This window comes from Nostoc sp. JL31, assembly GCF_017114965.1.
In the GTDB taxonomy this organism is placed as follows: Bacteria; Cyanobacteriota; Cyanobacteriia; order Cyanobacteriales; family Nostocaceae; genus Nostoc; species Nostoc punctiforme_A.
The window spans coordinates 60,992-76,249 of record NZ_JABXKO010000096.1 but is presented as its reverse complement, the minus strand read 5'-3'; the positions used below and the strand labels follow the sequence as shown (position 1 = coordinate 76,249).

The window sequence follows — 15,258 nt, the reverse complement described above, 5'->3', positions numbered from 1 at the left end:
ATAAAGGACTGGTATATCCAGTCCTTTTGTTTTTCGTTATGTAGTTAATTTCTGATGTAAGGATAATTTTGAATTCCCTGTAAGGGCTAACTCTCTTCATTTGAAATTTAGAGGATCGTGTTGTAAAAGCAATTTTTATACTTTTGCCTCGTCTAACCTCGCAGTTAATCTTCTTATTTCATGTAAGTCTCTAGTAGTTTTTGCCAAAGTAAAAGTTGAGCCAACAGAGAAAGCCATACCCATACCCATAAAGCCTTTTACCAGCCATTTACAGGTAAGTTTACAATACCAAAGGTGGTCAGAGAAATAGAAATCACAAAAGCTGCCCAAGTTTGAATAACCCAAGCTACACTGTCTTTTTGGGTACCAATTGTTTGCATATTTCTTACCTTTGATATGAGTTATTAATACCAATTCTTAATTCGTAATTAAGAAGCGTAAGATTTAATCTGGGTTTCCAGACTTGTATCTATAGTTTAGTTTTGGAGAATTGGTGTTAACAGTAATTATATTTATTGGTAGGTTTACTGATATCAAAAGTAAGACCAGTTTCATAACTGGACTTTAACAGGTAAGCTCAAGAGCTATTGTAATTAGTAGAAACTGGCACAAGATTTGTACCAGTTTTACAAGTGGCATTAAAAGGATGAGTTTAGTTATTCATCCGGAAAAGTCTGTACCTTGCCATCAGGACTGAGAACAACTCGAATTCTGACATTTTGTCCATTTTTATTAGCGGAAACAAAAGGTTTGCCAACTTCAGGCATCCCAGCGTTATCAACGAATTCTCTTGCTGCCTTATTAAGGGGAAAAATTCGTTCAATTGTGCCGTCAACACCAACTATCAAACTGTACTCTAATGTTTGTCCCAGTCCAGTAGGTGGTTGCCAACGCTTTATTAGATATTCTCTAGCTTCTGCTACTTGAGGTGTGTCAAATAATGTGCCAGTAGCTACTTCTCTGGATGTGGGGTTTTTAGCTGCGTCCCCTAATTGATCGATAAATGGATTATTAGCAGCAGTTCTAGAAGAGGGAAGTTGTGAAGTAGGTTTCTCTCCAGCAGAAGATTGCTGCAAGGAACTGATTCTTTCGTCTAACTGTTGTGAAGTTAGTGGGGAGGGTTGGGTTGGGGTATTGACACGATTTTTATTGGGTATGGTGTCAAGAGATGGAGGGAGGACTGGTGAGATATTAGTTGGTAAGCTATTTGCGTTAGAAGATAGTCTGGGTGGCAAATTCCGCAGTTGAGGGATAGCACCGGGTTGGGAACTTGACCCGGTTGGATTCTGTCCCAGATTTGGTAATATGGCAATTTCCTGTCCTGGGATTTTGCTGGATGGTGCGTTAGCTCGATTACTAGGAAGGGTTGCAGTCGTCCCTTGAGGTATTGTCAATGCATTTGGTAGTGGTGGAGAGAAACTAGAACTAGGCGCTGTTAGAGGTGCTTGGGGTAAAGTGGATGTGGAAAGTGGAGGGGTGGAACCTAGCAAATTACTTGATGGAGGAGTTAGCCCAGGTTCAGGTGTGGGAAAGTTTAGTGAGGATGAAGGTTCTAGAGCAGTCTTTACTGCTTCTGAATTTGATGTTTTGGCTGTCTGCTGTTGCTTTTCTCTAATATTGTTAGCATATTGCCAAGTAACTGGTAAAAAACCTATACCTAATACTAATACTGCGGCAATAGGCGCCCAAGCAGGGAACCTCAGAGTCGAACCTGTACTGTTGAGACTTGGAAGTGCCATGACATCAGTTAAGTATTCATCTAAAGCACTTGCCAAATCGAATAGTTGCAGCAAACTGAGTTGAATTACGGGGCCAGATGAATAATTAGCAAGAGAACCAAGAAATAGGTTGTGAGTTAAATAGCTGCTTGGTTCTAAGTGGATATTTGCCCCTGGAATCTGGGTACTAAAGGCATTTAATGTTTTCGTTGAAGACTTTAATTCTGGCTCATCCAGTGCTGTGCTTGACTGGTGAGTACCGGAGAAACTGACCCAAAAGCTCTCTGGAGACTGTTGGAGGAATTGCTGTACATAGTTGGTGACAGCATCACATAAAGCTTCGAGTTGCTCGCGATCGCCCCGAATTGGAAATCTTTGTTCTTCTGGTAGTCGGGGATCGTCAAAACGTAGCTCAAAGCTCAGATGTTTAAGGACAGTTTTCCCCATCCAACGGGACAAAGGTGAGCTTTGTGCGAATACTTCTAGCGTGCAAGTCGGTGGTGTGTAGCAACGAATAACTGAATTTGATAGAGGCATGACAGGAACTACGAAGAAGACTATATTGGGATTTTGCAAAAATTGAGCCAGTTGCTTGCAAAGAAAAGTTGGAACGGTGGATTCCTCCACTCAGCAATTTGTCAGGTTCTTTCCGTTGTGCAAACTGGCGTGCAAGGAGAAAGCATTGCTGATAAGTGCATCGCCCAAGAGCTAATGACCATCAAAAAGGAATCCTTACCTAGCAAACTTTCATGAGCAAATTTTGATTGAGGAATTTCAAATCTAAAATTTAAAATTTTGTTGAACGGTCTATAAGTGCTAGCCAGAGACGGCGATGCCCACCAAGAGCGCTGTAAAAAAGTAAATCTACAAGCAGTTTTAAGGCCAGGTTGGTTAGTAAATCCGTTGAGATTTGCTCGTCCTCTTCCATCCGCTCTTGGTAAGTGTTGCAAAAAGCATCAATATAGTCTCCAAGTAAAGCAGCCTGGTGAGGTTCCCGGTTATTTTCTGCCATTTGTTCTAACAGACCAACAGCGCGGCGAATCAATTCCTGGTGCTGTTTGGCTAGATAGCAGATGATCAAAACAAGCGATCGCGCTTCTTCGACATCTAGCTTTTTTCGCCCTCCTTGACCTTTGCGTAGAGGATTTGATTGGCGTAATCGCCATAAAGCTACGCGGTCTGGCACTCTTGACTCTAAATTCAGATCGGTTGCCGCCGAAAGCATTGCCTCTGAACCAATTCCAGTTAAGGTTTCTAGCGCCAACAGCACCAAGTCTAATTGGGTTTTGATATTGTCCCATTGAACTGTGTTTGGGGCTGGAAGCTTGATTAAATCCTCCCACTGGGAATTTGGAGTGGCTGAGTTGGCGGCCGAGTGCATAACTTTTAGCATAGGTGATCGAGCTGATAGGGGATGTTGCTGTTACCCATTTTGAAACCAGACTCTTAAGAATCAAGCTTGGTTTCCCATCGCTATTGAGCCAGAGGCTTCAGCTAGCTTTTTTATGTGGTAAACAGTAGGTATCTTTGTCTTACTCTAGATGAAAATTTATTTTCGACAAAGTAAAAAATTATCAATTCTAATTAAGGTTTACCCGACTTTCGCTGTTAGCTCCGTATCAGAGTATAAATAAACTATTGTTTTAAATGCTAACCGCTAGCGATCGCTAAGTAATTATGTAGAATACCTCCTAATTTGTTTGCAGTTTTAAATTTTGAAATTTCTTGATATTTATTACTTGGTCTTAATGTATACATAATTACTATACAAATGTTTTGCCTGTTTCCTAAAGGCACTTTTTGCTGCTGGACATTATCTGTATGCAGCCAGTTATTTCAGTATAGGCTGGGCAACATCAGGACGATTGACGCCTCCATGAATAAAACTGATGACAAACTTAAAATTTTGATAAAGTCAGTGTTTGAAGATGTTGGGTGATTGATTTATTCCAACTTAGTTGGTAATATAACTCTAACCGCAAACCACGCACATATCAGAACTCATTTATAAAGTTAATGGGCTGAGGTAATAGTTTAGATATTTACCAAAACCCATACTGAAGTATGGGTTACAGATAATTCACTCAGTAAAAATAGCAACGCAATAATATAACAACTATGAAAAAGTATTTTTTTGCCTTTTCACTGATAGTTTGTGCTGTCGGTGTGACTTTGCCAACTCAGGCATTTGCAGTTAAGTTATACGGTGCTGGAAGTTTGCGTGATAGTCTCACAGAAGTAGCTGAATCTTTTAACGAAAAATATGGAATTCCAGTAGAAACGCGATTTGGCCCGTCTGGTTTAACACGAGAATTTATAGAACAAGAATTCTCTGAAACTGGAAAATCCGCAGATGTTTTTGCCAGTGCAGATATTAATAACCCTCAAACATTGTTTGAAGAAGGTTTGAGTGAACCTGTAGTGAACTTCACTAGCAACCGTATGACTGCTGTTGTCAGGTCGGAACTTGGTGTCACATCAGATAATTTGTTGGATTTTTTGCTAAAACCTGAAATCAAATTGGGAACTTCAACGCCCATAGCAGATCCATCTGGTAACTATGCATGGGAGATATTTGACAAGGCCAATCGGGTTACATGTGGTAGCTCTCAAATTTTGAAGAATAAAGCTTTACAGTTAGTAGGTGGTAATCCTAATGCTCCTATAGTTCCTAATGGCAAAAATAATTTAGTCTACTTTTTAGAAGAAACAAAACAGGCAGATATATTTTTAGCTTATTACACCAGTGGCAAGACTGCTCAAGCAGCAGAAGGTGGTGAAAATCTGCAAATAGTAGAGTTACCCGACTATTTAGCAACGAAAGCTAATTATGGACTAACTACACTGAAAAATGCCGATCCTGATGGTGAAAAGTTGGCCGAATATATCCTGTCACAAAAAGGGCAAGAAATTTTAGCAAAGTATGGATTTAGCGCACCTTCTACTTCTGTTCCCGAACATCAAGGTGTGGGTGGAATTTTGCTGGCGGTAGGGGTAGCTTTTATCTTGAATAAAAAATTGGTCAAATCGTGAGATAATTTATGCAAGCTTACCCCATTTATTTTATCGGTTAGCAGCTTGAGTACGAAATCATGGAGTTATTTTATGGCTTTAATAAATCAAAGAATAGATGTTCCTGTGATCGTTGATGAATCAAAATGTTTAGAAAAATGCACAGCCTGTATTGAAGTTTGTCCCTTGGATGTATTGGCAAAAAATCCAGCAACAGGCAAAGCTTACATGAAATATGATGAGTGTTGGTTTTGTCTGCCTTGTGAAAAAGAATGTCCAACCAATGCAATTACAGTACAAATCCCCTTTTTGTTACGTTAATTATCTGTGGTAAAAATTAATGAATAATGACCTCAAGGATTGGCTAGAAATGCTGCGATCGCCTGACGTAAATGATCGGATAGTAGCTGTCAAAACCTTGCAACATCTGGGTGATGAAGAAACAATAGACGCTTTAATTATTGCTTTAAAAGACGAACATATTACTGTTCAGAAAATAGCAATATCTGCCCTTTGGGAAATTGCCGATCCTGTGGCGATTCCTGCTTTAATTGAATGCTTAACTTCAGCAGATTCAGATATTCGCTCTGAAGCTGCATCAGCATTAAATGAATTGGTGACACCAAATGAATTGTTACTTTTATTAGATAAGTTGCAAACTAATGATGTCAATATACAACTAAATATTTTAGTGCTTTTGCGGAAAATACATGACATTCAATCTTTAACTGACATTTTACCATTTCTAGAATCAAAAAATCCTGAGTTAAGAGAAGCAGCCATTACGACACTGCGATATATAAATCAATTAGAAAAATGTCCACAAGCTTTAAATTTAATCTTTGATGAGGAAGCAAGTGTACGTCGTGCTGCTGCTTTAACTTTAGAACATTTACAAGATGCAGAAGTGATTACCATACTTTGTGAAGCACTTACAAATGATAGTGACTGGCAAGTTCGCCGGAATGCAGCGAAATCTTTGGCTATTCATGCAAATAATCAAGCAATTTCAGCATTAGAAATAGCTTTAAATGATGAACATTGGCAAGTGCGGAAATCAGCAGCACAAGCCTTGCAAAAAATTCCAGATATTCAAGTTATGCCGAGATTAATTCAAGCATTAACAGATGAATATGCAGATGTCCGCAAAGAAGCTGCGATCGCACTTGGGAATTTAGCTCACCCGGACGTTATTAACCCCCTCCAACAAGCCGTAGATGACCCTGACAAAGAAGTGTCCATCCAAGCACAACGGGCAATTCAGAAGATTCAAACAGATAAAAAAGTCTCAAAGGAGCAGTAAATAACTAGGGAAAATGCCAACACGATTAAAGCTTTGCTAATTTCGCAATACAAATTCCTGACTCCAAATTATTGACCTCTGCTCATCAATAATATTTATGAGGTGAACTTTATCGACAAAACAACGATAATTTAAATCTAAATGTTGTACTTCTTCTAACACTTGCAAAAATTTATCTGTATCTTTTATAAATCTTCCTAGCGTTAAATGTGGAACGAATGGTAAATTTTCCCTGAAATATTCAGCTAATATACCTGTATATAATTCGTTGTGTAGTTTTACCATATCTACTTTTCCTTCTTCAACCATTAAAAACATATACTCATCCCATGATTTTTGGAATCCTTTGAGACAAATAGCAAATGTTTTCCACTTACTCAAAATACTATCAATATGAAGAATGAGATTGTTTTTACTAATAGACTCGACTATGGGAAATACAAGTGTAATATGTGGTTCGATTAAATCAACTTGTGGGTCATATTTCTGCCTTATTTGATTGATATTCTCTGTGTTAATATTGGGGTAATGTACGAGTGCGTAAGACATAATTATAAAGTATTAAAAGTTATATAGCATATTTCAAATTCTCTAGGAGAGCTTACACCAATATGAGGTACACAAATATCCCTTATAACATCCAGAAAATATGACTACAGTCCATCAGCAAGAAGTCGTCCAACTACTCAAACAAATCATCGAACCTATTTTAAAAAATGACATCGTTAGTTTGGGAATGGTGCGAAATCTCCGCATAGTTGATGACTATATTTACTTACGTTTATATATTGGTTCTCATCAGCACCAATTACAGCCAGAAATTCAATCTAAATTATCATCTTTATCTTGGTGTAAAAAAACTTATATTCAAATTTGTACAATTCCCGGTGTTAAAATAACTCTTGCAGTTTCTAGTGGTAAAGGTGGTGTGGGCAAATCCACAACAGCCGTTAATATCGCCGCAGCTTTAAAATTACAAGGTGCAAAAGTAGGACTATTAGATGCTGATGTCTATGGTCCCAATGTTCCCCAAATGTTGGGTTTAGGAAAAGCTGATATTCAAGTGATTAATACTCCCACAGGTGATAAGTTTTTACCTCTAGAAGTTCAGGGAATAAAAATAATGTCAGTGGGTTTACTTGCAGCAGCAAATCGTCCGTTGGCATGGCGCGGGCCTGTATTGCATAAAATTATCACGCAATTTTTGCAAGATGTGGAATGGGGTGAATTAGATTATTTATTGATAGATTTACCTCCCGGTACAGGTGATGCTCAAATTACAATTATCCAAGAAAGTCCAATTTGTGGAGTCATTTTAGTGACAACTCCTCAACAAGTAGCTGTTGCAGATGTACGACGTAATATATATATGTTTCGCCAAGTGGGTGTTCCTGTCCTTGGCATCATTGAAAATATGAGTTATTTAATTTGTGGTGATTGTGGTTCACGCACACAGATTTTTGGTAGTGGTGGCGGCGAACAACTGTCCGCAGAATTACAAGCGCCTCTATTGGGACAAATTCCCATTGATCCCCGCATTTGTAGCGGTAGTGATACTGGAAATCCGATTGCGATCAGCGAATATGCTTCACCAGCAAAGGAGGTTTTTACACAAATAGCTACTTCATTAAATACTACTTTTATGTTACACGATAAAACTACGCAGCCTGACCAAGTTTAATAGCTTCAGGAACTTCAATCAATTGCCCTGTTTTGACATCGTAGATATAGCCTTTGAGTTTATGTGGGTGGATCTAGTAGGGGCGCAAGGCCTTGCGCCCCTATGACAGGTATGGTTCAAATACACGAAAACTGCTGTAAATTTATTTTACGCAGAGGCGCAGATAGTAGGAGTTTGAGACAAGTTTTTGCGATCTATGCGGGATAAAAGACCAATGTTCGGAGTTCGATGCTTTCTCGTGGGAGAGCGTTGGCTGGGCTGGTAGGGTCTTCAAAGGCAGTATGGGCGGCAAAACGGGCGTGTCCGTCTTCTGCGGAGTCAAAGCATTTGATAAATAGTGCTTCGTCTCTGTGCATTTGCGGGAAATAGAACCATTTATGTTGGGAGTTATACGTGACTCCGTATGTCTCACCAACCCGATCGCGGTACACAAGATCGCCAGCTACAAGGTCTGTGGGTGCGATACTTTGCGCGTCACACAGTGCTAATGGTGACTCTTGGATTGGTTGTGCGATCGCTCGCCAAACATTGATGATGGCAAATCGTTGTTTTAGTAATGTATCAATATCATCATCATCTATGCCTCGCGCTGCTAGTTCCAAACGGGCGCGAGTATAGCCTGATTTGGCGGTGAAATCGTTGTGTACACGCAAGGCAGGTTCTTTAATATTATTCTCACCTGGCTTTGACTGACTGGCATTACGCAGGGTGTGATCGAATATTACTACCTTCGTTGCACCTGCCACTTCTTTTAACAATTGCTCCGCTTCTGGATAGTAGACGCGGCGTACTTCGTCTTCATCGTAAAAGTTGCGGACATTAGTATTATGTCCAGTAAAGGCGAAACCTTCTCGATCTAACGAGATATTCTCTGAGATAGAACGAGCATTGTAAATTGGCAGTTTATGCGTCTGATAAGTTGCATTCGTGCGAGGAATCCCGGCTGGCGGTTCGTAAGTATAGTTAACAGGTTTTTCTGCCGTTGGAATCAGGTAAGTGAGGTTGGCCTCTACGTATGGCAGTTCTGCGGAAATTGGTTTGTCTAGAACTTGGTTATTTAAGCTCATAGGTTATCCCATTTTGGATTTTGGTTAATTGTTGGTCATGTGTCCTATTTCTGAGATGCACCAACGGGAAGAGGTTCACCGAGAACTTTGGCGAATCTTTGCAAATAGAAGTCCACAGGATTTGCAACTGCTTGAATTGACTGGCGATCGCTTACCAGATTCCACCATGTCTGCAAACGAGGTGTTTCTGTTGGTAGTGTGAATTTGCGGAAGTGTTCTAAGAGTGGTAAACGCTCAAACCAAGGATAGAAGCTGATATCAACTAGGCTAAACTGATCTCCTAATAAGTAATCGCCTTTGCCTAATCCTTCTTGTTCAATATATAGAAGTGCTTCTGTGAACTCTTTTCGTCCTTGTTCCTGTTCTTGGCTATCTTTACCGCGCAGAAATTTGTTAAAAGCTGGGACAAGGCGAGTATTGGCGTAGTCTATCCAAATCCGAGCGATCGCTTTAGCTGCGGGATCGCGGGGTAACAAAGGTGGTTCTGGAAAAACTTCATCTAGATATTCATTGATAATAGCGGACTCGTAAATTTCAACATCCCCATGTTTGATAGCCGGAACTTTACCATAGCGCGAAATCTGCGTGTACCCATCTGGTTTATTTTGTAAGTCAATTTCTATCGGGGTGAAGTCAATACCTTTTTCCAGTAAGACGACGCGAGTACGTTGAGAGAAAGTAGAAGCTTTGGCGAAGTATAGTTGTATGTTGCTCATGAAATTTTTTCCTTGTAATCATTGTAGATGCAGACTATTTGAGATTGCACAACTCCAACTAAAGCAATAAGACAAAAGCCAGATGTGTTGATTAGTGCAGTTAAATAATTGACTGGCAGGTATCTATGTCAGTTAAGTGATATATTACAGTTTATCGGTCGGTTTAGCGTATTTTTTATATTATACAGTTTTCCTGAAAATATGTATACCTAATTATTAGTGTAACTAAATAAATATCTAGACATAATCAGGCTTGTCAAAAAGAGGTATTATATGTACTCGAAAGCTGACTCTAATAGGCAGATCCGTCTTGGCTTGCTAGTACCCGCAGGTAACACCACGTTTGAGCCTGACTTTAACTCTGCTTTTTCCAGTCAAGTGAGTATTCATAGCCATCGTGTGATTGCTCAAGGCTCACACGCATTTGAGAGCTATGAATCAATGGATGACATCAATGAAGAAGCTGTTAAAGAAGTAGAAAAATTAGCTAGAGCCGGGGTACATTTTGGAGCATACGGTTTCACAACAGCAACATTTTACCGAGGGCGAGTTTTTGCCGAACAATTAGAGCAACGGTTGACGCAAGTGCTAGGAGTACCTGTTGTTGTGCCTGCTCTGGCTCTATTAGAAGCCTTGGCATATCTAGAGATTAAGAAAATTTCTGTAGTTACTCCTTATCCAGAATGGAATAACCAAACGCTAAAAACGTTTTTGAGTGAAGCGCCTTTTGAAATAGTGGGGTTTAAAGGTGATGAACGCTCAAAAGAAGTAGCAAAAAAGAATTACCTTTGGCATCCGTTACCCAATGAAGCCGCAACTTTTATCAAAGAGGTATCTCACAAAGATGCAGATGCTATTGTCTTGCCCTGTACGGCATGGAGAACATTTGAGGTAATTGAGGAATTAGAAGCAGATTTAAAGATTCCTGTAGTTACAGCAAATCAAGCCACAATATGGAGTTTAGCAAGGCGTGCTTCTATTGAATCGGCACTTCGTCCTAGAGGAAAACTATTTGCTATTTAGTCACAGAAATTTTCATAGATTAAATCTTAAAAATAAGGGCCGCATCTGGCAGCCAAACAACTTGGACACGATAAACTCTGTCCTGTTCAATACGATCGCGTTTGGCTGTGATGTCAACTGTGTTTAATTGAGCATCAATCACCTCAAACCCTTGCTGTTTAGCGGTAGAGGTTATGGCTATTCGACCAAACATGGTATAATATGCACTCTGGGCATAGTGCCGCTGTTTTTTTTGCTTTAATACTAAGCATACAAACTTTCTGGTTTGCTAACATTAAGCTTTGCTAATACTATTTCAATGCTGGTGATATGCAAGTCTGCTAAAACTTGATCAAAAAAATTAGTAGAGACGTTGAAATGCAATGTCTCTACCAATGTCCTCATCCGTGCAAATTATCTTAATCCAAGCATTATGACCAGAGTGAACGCAAAGCGCACGCAAGGCAACACAACCTAACAACTAAAAATGTCTATCCCCCCTTAACCCTGGTTTGTCACTCTCGGAAAACAATAATCGAATCTAGATTCTGAGACTTAGATTGCATCAAGGTTTGAGGCTTTATTTTTTAACAGAAACTAAAATTTATAGATAAAAAGTGAAAGCCAAAGTCCCATAAACCTTTGGGTTATTGCATTTTCCAAAAGTGACAAAAGAGGATTAAAAAGGGGATTAGGGGATCTCTTGTGCGGAAGTGCTAACAACGAACGAAGGATGAAAACCTTAAACAGGGTTGCAATAATTTTCAGATAGGGAAAAACTGATGATACCAAGTAATAGAGAAAAAGTCCAAAAACACAAGCCAAAGTTTTTTTTTGAACTTCCACCTGCGCTTAAATCTGTAAACTTTTCTTGTTTCGTTATTGGACAAAGCTTATCTTTTTTCGGGTCTTGGATGACTCAAATTGCTTTAGTATGGCTAGTTTATCAACTAACTAATTCGGCTATATTGGTAGGTATAGCTGGATTTACAAATCAAGCTATGGGCTTATTTATTACACCCTTGGTAGGAGTATTGATAGATCGCTGGAACTTACGATATGTTCTATTAACTACTCAGCTAGTATCTATTCTGCTATCTTCTACCTTAACCTTTTTAACTCTTAGTAATAACATCAATGTTGCATGGATTATTGCCATAGGCACGCTTCAGGGAATTGTAAAAGCTTTCGATTTACCAGCACGCCAGGTAATTATTCCCAGGCTTTTAGATAAGAAATCAGATACTTATAGTGCAATGGCTTCCCATTCATTCTTGATTAATACAGCAAAGTTTATTAGCCCGATGATTGGGGGTTTACTAATTGCCAGGTCTGGTGCAGCTTCCTGTTTTTTAGTAGACAGTATCAGCTATTTACCATTTGTATCTGCAATCTTAACTATCAAAGTCAACCCAGTTATCAATAATTCCTTGGGTCAAAAACCCCAAATATGGAAAAATCTTAAAGAAGGGTTTGTTTATGCATACGAGTTTTTGCCGATTAAATATTTATTGATATTACAAGTTACTATTTGTTTTATGGGAATGACTCATGTCAATCTAGTACCGATTTTTGCTCAAGAAGTACTAAAGGGTAACGCTGAAACTATGGGATTTTTGATGACAGCTTCGGCTTTTGGTTCCATAGTTTCAGGTATTTATCTCATCTCTAGAAAAAATGTTATGGGACTGGGAAAAATTATAGCAATCTCTGCCGCACTTTTAGGTTTAGGTTTAATAGTTTTTTCTCGCTCAACAAATTTTGAAATTTGTCTTGTATTCATGTTTATCATCGGCATGAATAATACTCTAACCTTGGCTTCAATTAGTAATTTTATGCAATCAATTCTTATTGAGGAAGATAAAAGAGGTAGAGTAACTAGTATATTTACAACTGGTTTTTTAGGAATACTGCCTTTTGGTAATTTATTTTTCGGAGCATTGGCAGGTTACTTTGGCGTTGATAATTCTTTATTATTTGGCGGTGCTTGTTGTATTTTAGGAGCATATTTTTTTAGTAGACAACTGCCTAAAATAAGAAAAATAGTACATCCAATTTATGCAGAGTTGGGCTTAATTACCCATCCCAATAAAGGCTAATTCTATTTTTATGAGATGTTGTCTGGAAGCGATGTCTAAGAGTGCTTACAACCAGTTCTATCAACTTAACCTTTCAACAATAACCGCCTTTGATACTCGATCAAAACCCATCGCGTCGCGTTTCATCCATAGTCTCAAGCAGAGAATACGACGCTGTGCGCCTGTTTCTCTGGGGCTTTCACGCTCTTGCTAAGTTTATTGTAAAAACCTCTTGATTTTTATTACCGATTGTGAGAAAGTCTGATTTAATATCTATAAAGTCCGGTAAACCGATAGATTTACAGGATTATCTAGCTTGACTGGAAACAAGCGGTGGTTTTAGCTGTGCTTTAATCCCGGCAACATCCGATCAGACTGATTACAACTACAAAACTATAACAGCCATGCAATGAAGGCATAGTATCGGCATTCAGTGCTGGTATGACTGTCAGGAGAATCATATCAAGTTTGGGTGATTACTTCTAATAAAATCTATCAATGTAGGTTGAGTTTAACGGCAGTAAAACCAAGATGAACAAGGATCAAATGTTGGGTTCTCCTGCGGGAAGCCCTTCTCTAGGAGATGCTATTCGCATTAGATTCTAGGTTCTTCAACCGAAGCTACAGATATTATTAAGTGTTTAACCGAACCTGATATCACTCTTATGCAAGTTACCTTCCAGTACCAGTAAAGTAATCCCAGATATCATCCCAAATCTGGTTCGATTTCCCTGTTTCTCTAAGAGTGGGCATTTTCTGTGTGGCTAGTTGTTCTAGTTTTCAGATGCTCATGTATTCACTTATGACTAAATTTTTGCATTATTTTTTCTAGTGGAGAACATCTCATGCAATTAGATCCAAATTCTCATCAAGGTTCCGAGCAAGATACTCAGGTTAATAGTGAAGATAAACTGAAACAACCCCGTGTAGCTAGCAAACGTTTTTTTGGTAGTCGGGGCAGCAGACGTTTATTTCTCGGTCGCGCCGGTTTGTTTAGTGCAGCTAGTGTTGTGGCAGGAGTTTTCAGCTCATCCTTTTCCTTGAAGAAAGGAGGAAATGTTGTCCAGGCCCAAAGACCTGGTGCAAGGTTTAACTATAGCAACTTACGTAATAGAGCTTTTCAAGTACGTACAAGAGCAGCCAAGGTTAATTCGGAAATTCCTATTCCTCCTCATCCCACCAATGGAGATGAGGCGAAGTATGCTAACAAAATTGCGACGGATACACGAGGATTACCCCATAACAAGCTGGGCGAAGTGGATTTGAAGGCTTATCAATCTTTTATTAATGCGTTGAACTCCGATGATCCCAATGAGTATGAAAAGATCATCCTGGGTGGCAAACGGAAGTTGGTACAACCGCTCGGTCCATTAGCGGTTAGCTTGAGTGGGCTGAGTCCGAGCCAATTGACAATTCCAGTGCCACCTACCCTTGATAGTGCAGAGCAGGCGGCTGAATTCCTCGAAATTGCTTGGCAACAACTGTTGCAGGATATACCCTTTAGCGAGTTCCGCAATAATACAACTAACCCGCTGATTCTGGCAGCAGTTCAGGATCTGAATCGGTTGTCAGCATTCAAAGGGCCTAAACAGAACGGACGAGTTACACCCGAACTCCTATTTCGAGGCACCGCGATTTACGTTAATGGCTCTGGTGGAACGACTTACTACACGTTACCAGGGGTAGATGTGGGGCCATACGTCTCCCAGTTTTTACTGCGTCCTGTGCCCGCAGGAACACAGAGTTATGTTCAGCTTAACCGTGTTCCCCTAGCTATTCCCGAAAACAGTTTTCAAACCAACTATAACGAGTGGTTGCTGGTGCAAAATGGTGGCGATTCTGGTCGAACGATTAAGTTTGACTCAACCCGTCGCTACTTTATCAACGGGCGCGACCAGTCAGAGATTGCCCACACGCCACCACCCGTCTATGCAAATGCTGCTCTAATTCTACTCGCCAAGCCAGCCATTGATAACCTCCTAGCTGGTGGCGTTGGCTCACCTTACAATCCCGGTAATCCTTATAACAACTCGAAGACCCAAGCGAGTGGTTCTGCGACATTTGGTCCAGGGTATTCACAATCTCTCATCGCTTGGGTTAGTCCACATGCAATCAGAGCGGCTTATTGGCAGAAGTACTATGTTCACCGTCGTCTGCGAGCAGAGGCTTATGGTGGGTTGGTTCACAACAACAAGGTGAATAAAACAAACTATCCGATTCACCCCGATGTTTTTAACTCAGAAGTACTAGACCGCTTCTTTAGTAAAAACAAATCTTATTTGCTACCGCAAGCTTTTCCTGAAGGGGCACCATTCCACTCTTCTTATCCAGGGGGCGCTTCGGTGTCCGCAGGTGCCAGTGTCACGATTTTGAAAGCACTATTTGATGAGAGTTATGTGATTCCGAATCCGGTGGTACCCGATCCCAAAGATCCCACCAAGTTGATTCCCTATCAAGGCCCAGTGCTGACCGTGGGCGGCGAATTGAACAAACTGGCGGCAAATATTGGCTTGGGTCGTGATAGTGCTGGGATTCACTGGCGCACAGATGCAGCAGCGTCGTTGGCCCTTGGCGAAGCGATCGCCATCAGCATTCTCAGAGATGAAAAGCTAACGTTCCGCGAAAAATTTGCAGGTTTCACCTTCACCAAGTTTGATGGTACAAAAATCACAGTTTAAGGC

At 40.1% G+C, this 15,258-nt stretch carries 15 protein-coding genes; 8 read left to right on the top strand and 7 right to left on the bottom strand.

Features of this window, described 5'->3' with window-relative positions; translation table 11 throughout:
• Window positions 1-135: 135 nt before the first annotated feature.
• Together HWQ43_RS22610 and HWQ43_RS22605 are read right to left on the bottom strand one after the other, a co-directional pair.
• Complete coding sequence (locus HWQ43_RS22610; RefSeq protein ID WP_366932884.1) at window positions 136-330, bottom strand: YiaA/YiaB family inner membrane protein; 195 nt, start codon at window positions 328-330, stop codon at window positions 136-138.
• 326 nt (window positions 331-656) lie between these two features.
• A complete protein-coding gene (locus tag HWQ43_RS22605) occupies window positions 657-2,255 on the bottom strand; it encodes a DUF4335 domain-containing protein (RefSeq protein WP_292738229.1) in 1,599 nt (532 codons plus the stop codon).
• Window positions 2,256-2,297: 42 nt separating this feature from the next.
• Between HWQ43_RS22605 and HWQ43_RS22600 the strand changes: the two genes are divergently transcribed.
• Window positions 2,298-2,471: a hypothetical protein gene (locus HWQ43_RS22600; RefSeq protein WP_292738228.1), complete on the top strand. Its 174-nt coding sequence runs from the start codon at window positions 2,298-2,300 to the stop codon at window positions 2,469-2,471.
• A gap of 34 nt (window positions 2,472-2,505) precedes the next feature.
• Here HWQ43_RS22600 and HWQ43_RS22595 read toward each other — a convergent pair whose 3' ends face one another.
• On the bottom strand, window positions 2,506-3,111 hold the full coding sequence (locus HWQ43_RS22595; RefSeq protein ID WP_292738227.1) for a DUF3038 domain-containing protein: 606 nt from the start codon (window positions 3,109-3,111) through the stop codon (window positions 2,506-2,508).
• Between the two features lie 725 nt (window positions 3,112-3,836).
• On the opposite strand from HWQ43_RS22595, the gene HWQ43_RS22590 reads away from it, so the two are divergent.
• The 3 genes from HWQ43_RS22590 (at window position 3,837) to HWQ43_RS22580 (ending at window position 6,033) form a co-directional block, all read left to right on the top strand.
• On the top strand, window positions 3,837-4,751 hold the full coding sequence (locus HWQ43_RS22590; protein WP_292738226.1) for a molybdate ABC transporter substrate-binding protein: 915 nt from the start codon (window positions 3,837-3,839) through the stop codon (window positions 4,749-4,751).
• A 72-nt stretch (window positions 4,752-4,823) separates the two neighbouring features.
• Window positions 4,824-5,051: a ferredoxin family protein gene (locus HWQ43_RS22585; RefSeq protein ID WP_292738225.1), complete on the top strand. Its 228-nt coding sequence runs from the start codon at window positions 4,824-4,826 to the stop codon at window positions 5,049-5,051.
• 19 nt (window positions 5,052-5,070) lie between these two features.
• Window positions 5,071-6,033, top strand: coding sequence for a HEAT repeat domain-containing protein (locus tag HWQ43_RS22580; RefSeq protein ID WP_292738224.1), 963 nt, complete (start codon window positions 5,071-5,073; stop codon window positions 6,031-6,033).
• 36 nt (window positions 6,034-6,069) lie between these two features.
• On the opposite strand, the gene HWQ43_RS22575 is transcribed toward HWQ43_RS22580, so the two are convergent.
• A complete protein-coding gene (locus HWQ43_RS22575) occupies window positions 6,070-6,582 on the bottom strand; it encodes a 2'-5' RNA ligase family protein (protein ID WP_292738223.1) in 513 nt (170 codons plus the stop codon).
• Window positions 6,583-6,682: 100 nt separating this feature from the next.
• On the opposite strand from HWQ43_RS22575, the gene HWQ43_RS22570 reads away from it, so the two are divergent.
• On the top strand, window positions 6,683-7,714 hold the full coding sequence (locus HWQ43_RS22570; protein WP_292738222.1) for an Mrp/NBP35 family ATP-binding protein: 1,032 nt from the start codon (window positions 6,683-6,685) through the stop codon (window positions 7,712-7,714).
• Window positions 7,715-7,908: 194 nt separating this feature from the next.
• On the opposite strand, the gene HWQ43_RS22565 is transcribed toward HWQ43_RS22570, so the two are convergent.
• Together HWQ43_RS22565 and HWQ43_RS22560 are read right to left on the bottom strand one after the other, a co-directional pair.
• Entirely contained in the window at window positions 7,909-8,781 is an 873-nt protein-coding gene (locus HWQ43_RS22565; RefSeq protein WP_292738221.1) for a CmcJ/NvfI family oxidoreductase, read from the bottom strand.
• A gap of 44 nt (window positions 8,782-8,825) precedes the next feature.
• Window positions 8,826-9,497 carry a glutathione S-transferase family protein gene (locus tag HWQ43_RS22560; protein ID WP_292738220.1) on the bottom strand — a complete coding sequence of 224 codons (672 nt, stop codon included), beginning with the start codon at window positions 9,495-9,497 and terminating at the stop codon, window positions 8,826-8,828.
• A gap of 273 nt (window positions 9,498-9,770) precedes the next feature.
• Between HWQ43_RS22560 and HWQ43_RS22555 the strand changes: the two genes are divergently transcribed.
• Window positions 9,771-10,520, top strand: a complete 750-nt coding sequence (locus HWQ43_RS22555; protein ID WP_292738219.1) for an aspartate/glutamate racemase family protein — start codon at window positions 9,771-9,773, stop codon at window positions 10,518-10,520.
• Between the two features lie 19 nt (window positions 10,521-10,539).
• Here the strand turns inward: HWQ43_RS22555 and HWQ43_RS22550 are convergent, their stop codons facing one another.
• A complete protein-coding gene (locus tag HWQ43_RS22550) occupies window positions 10,540-10,713 on the bottom strand; it encodes a hypothetical protein (RefSeq protein ID WP_292738218.1) in 174 nt (57 codons plus the stop codon).
• Between the two features lie 568 nt (window positions 10,714-11,281).
• On the opposite strand from HWQ43_RS22550, the gene HWQ43_RS22545 reads away from it, so the two are divergent.
• Window positions 11,282-12,598 (top strand): MFS transporter, encoded by a 1,317-nt coding sequence (locus HWQ43_RS22545; RefSeq protein WP_292738217.1) that lies wholly within the window; start codon window positions 11,282-11,284, stop codon window positions 12,596-12,598.
• A gap of 824 nt (window positions 12,599-13,422) precedes the next feature.
• The gene (locus HWQ43_RS22540) at window positions 13,423-15,255 is read left to right on the top strand and encodes a vanadium-dependent haloperoxidase (RefSeq protein ID WP_292738216.1); all 1,833 of its coding nucleotides are present in this window, start codon (window positions 13,423-13,425) and stop codon (window positions 15,253-15,255) included.
• Window positions 15,256-15,258: the final 3 nt, after the last annotated feature.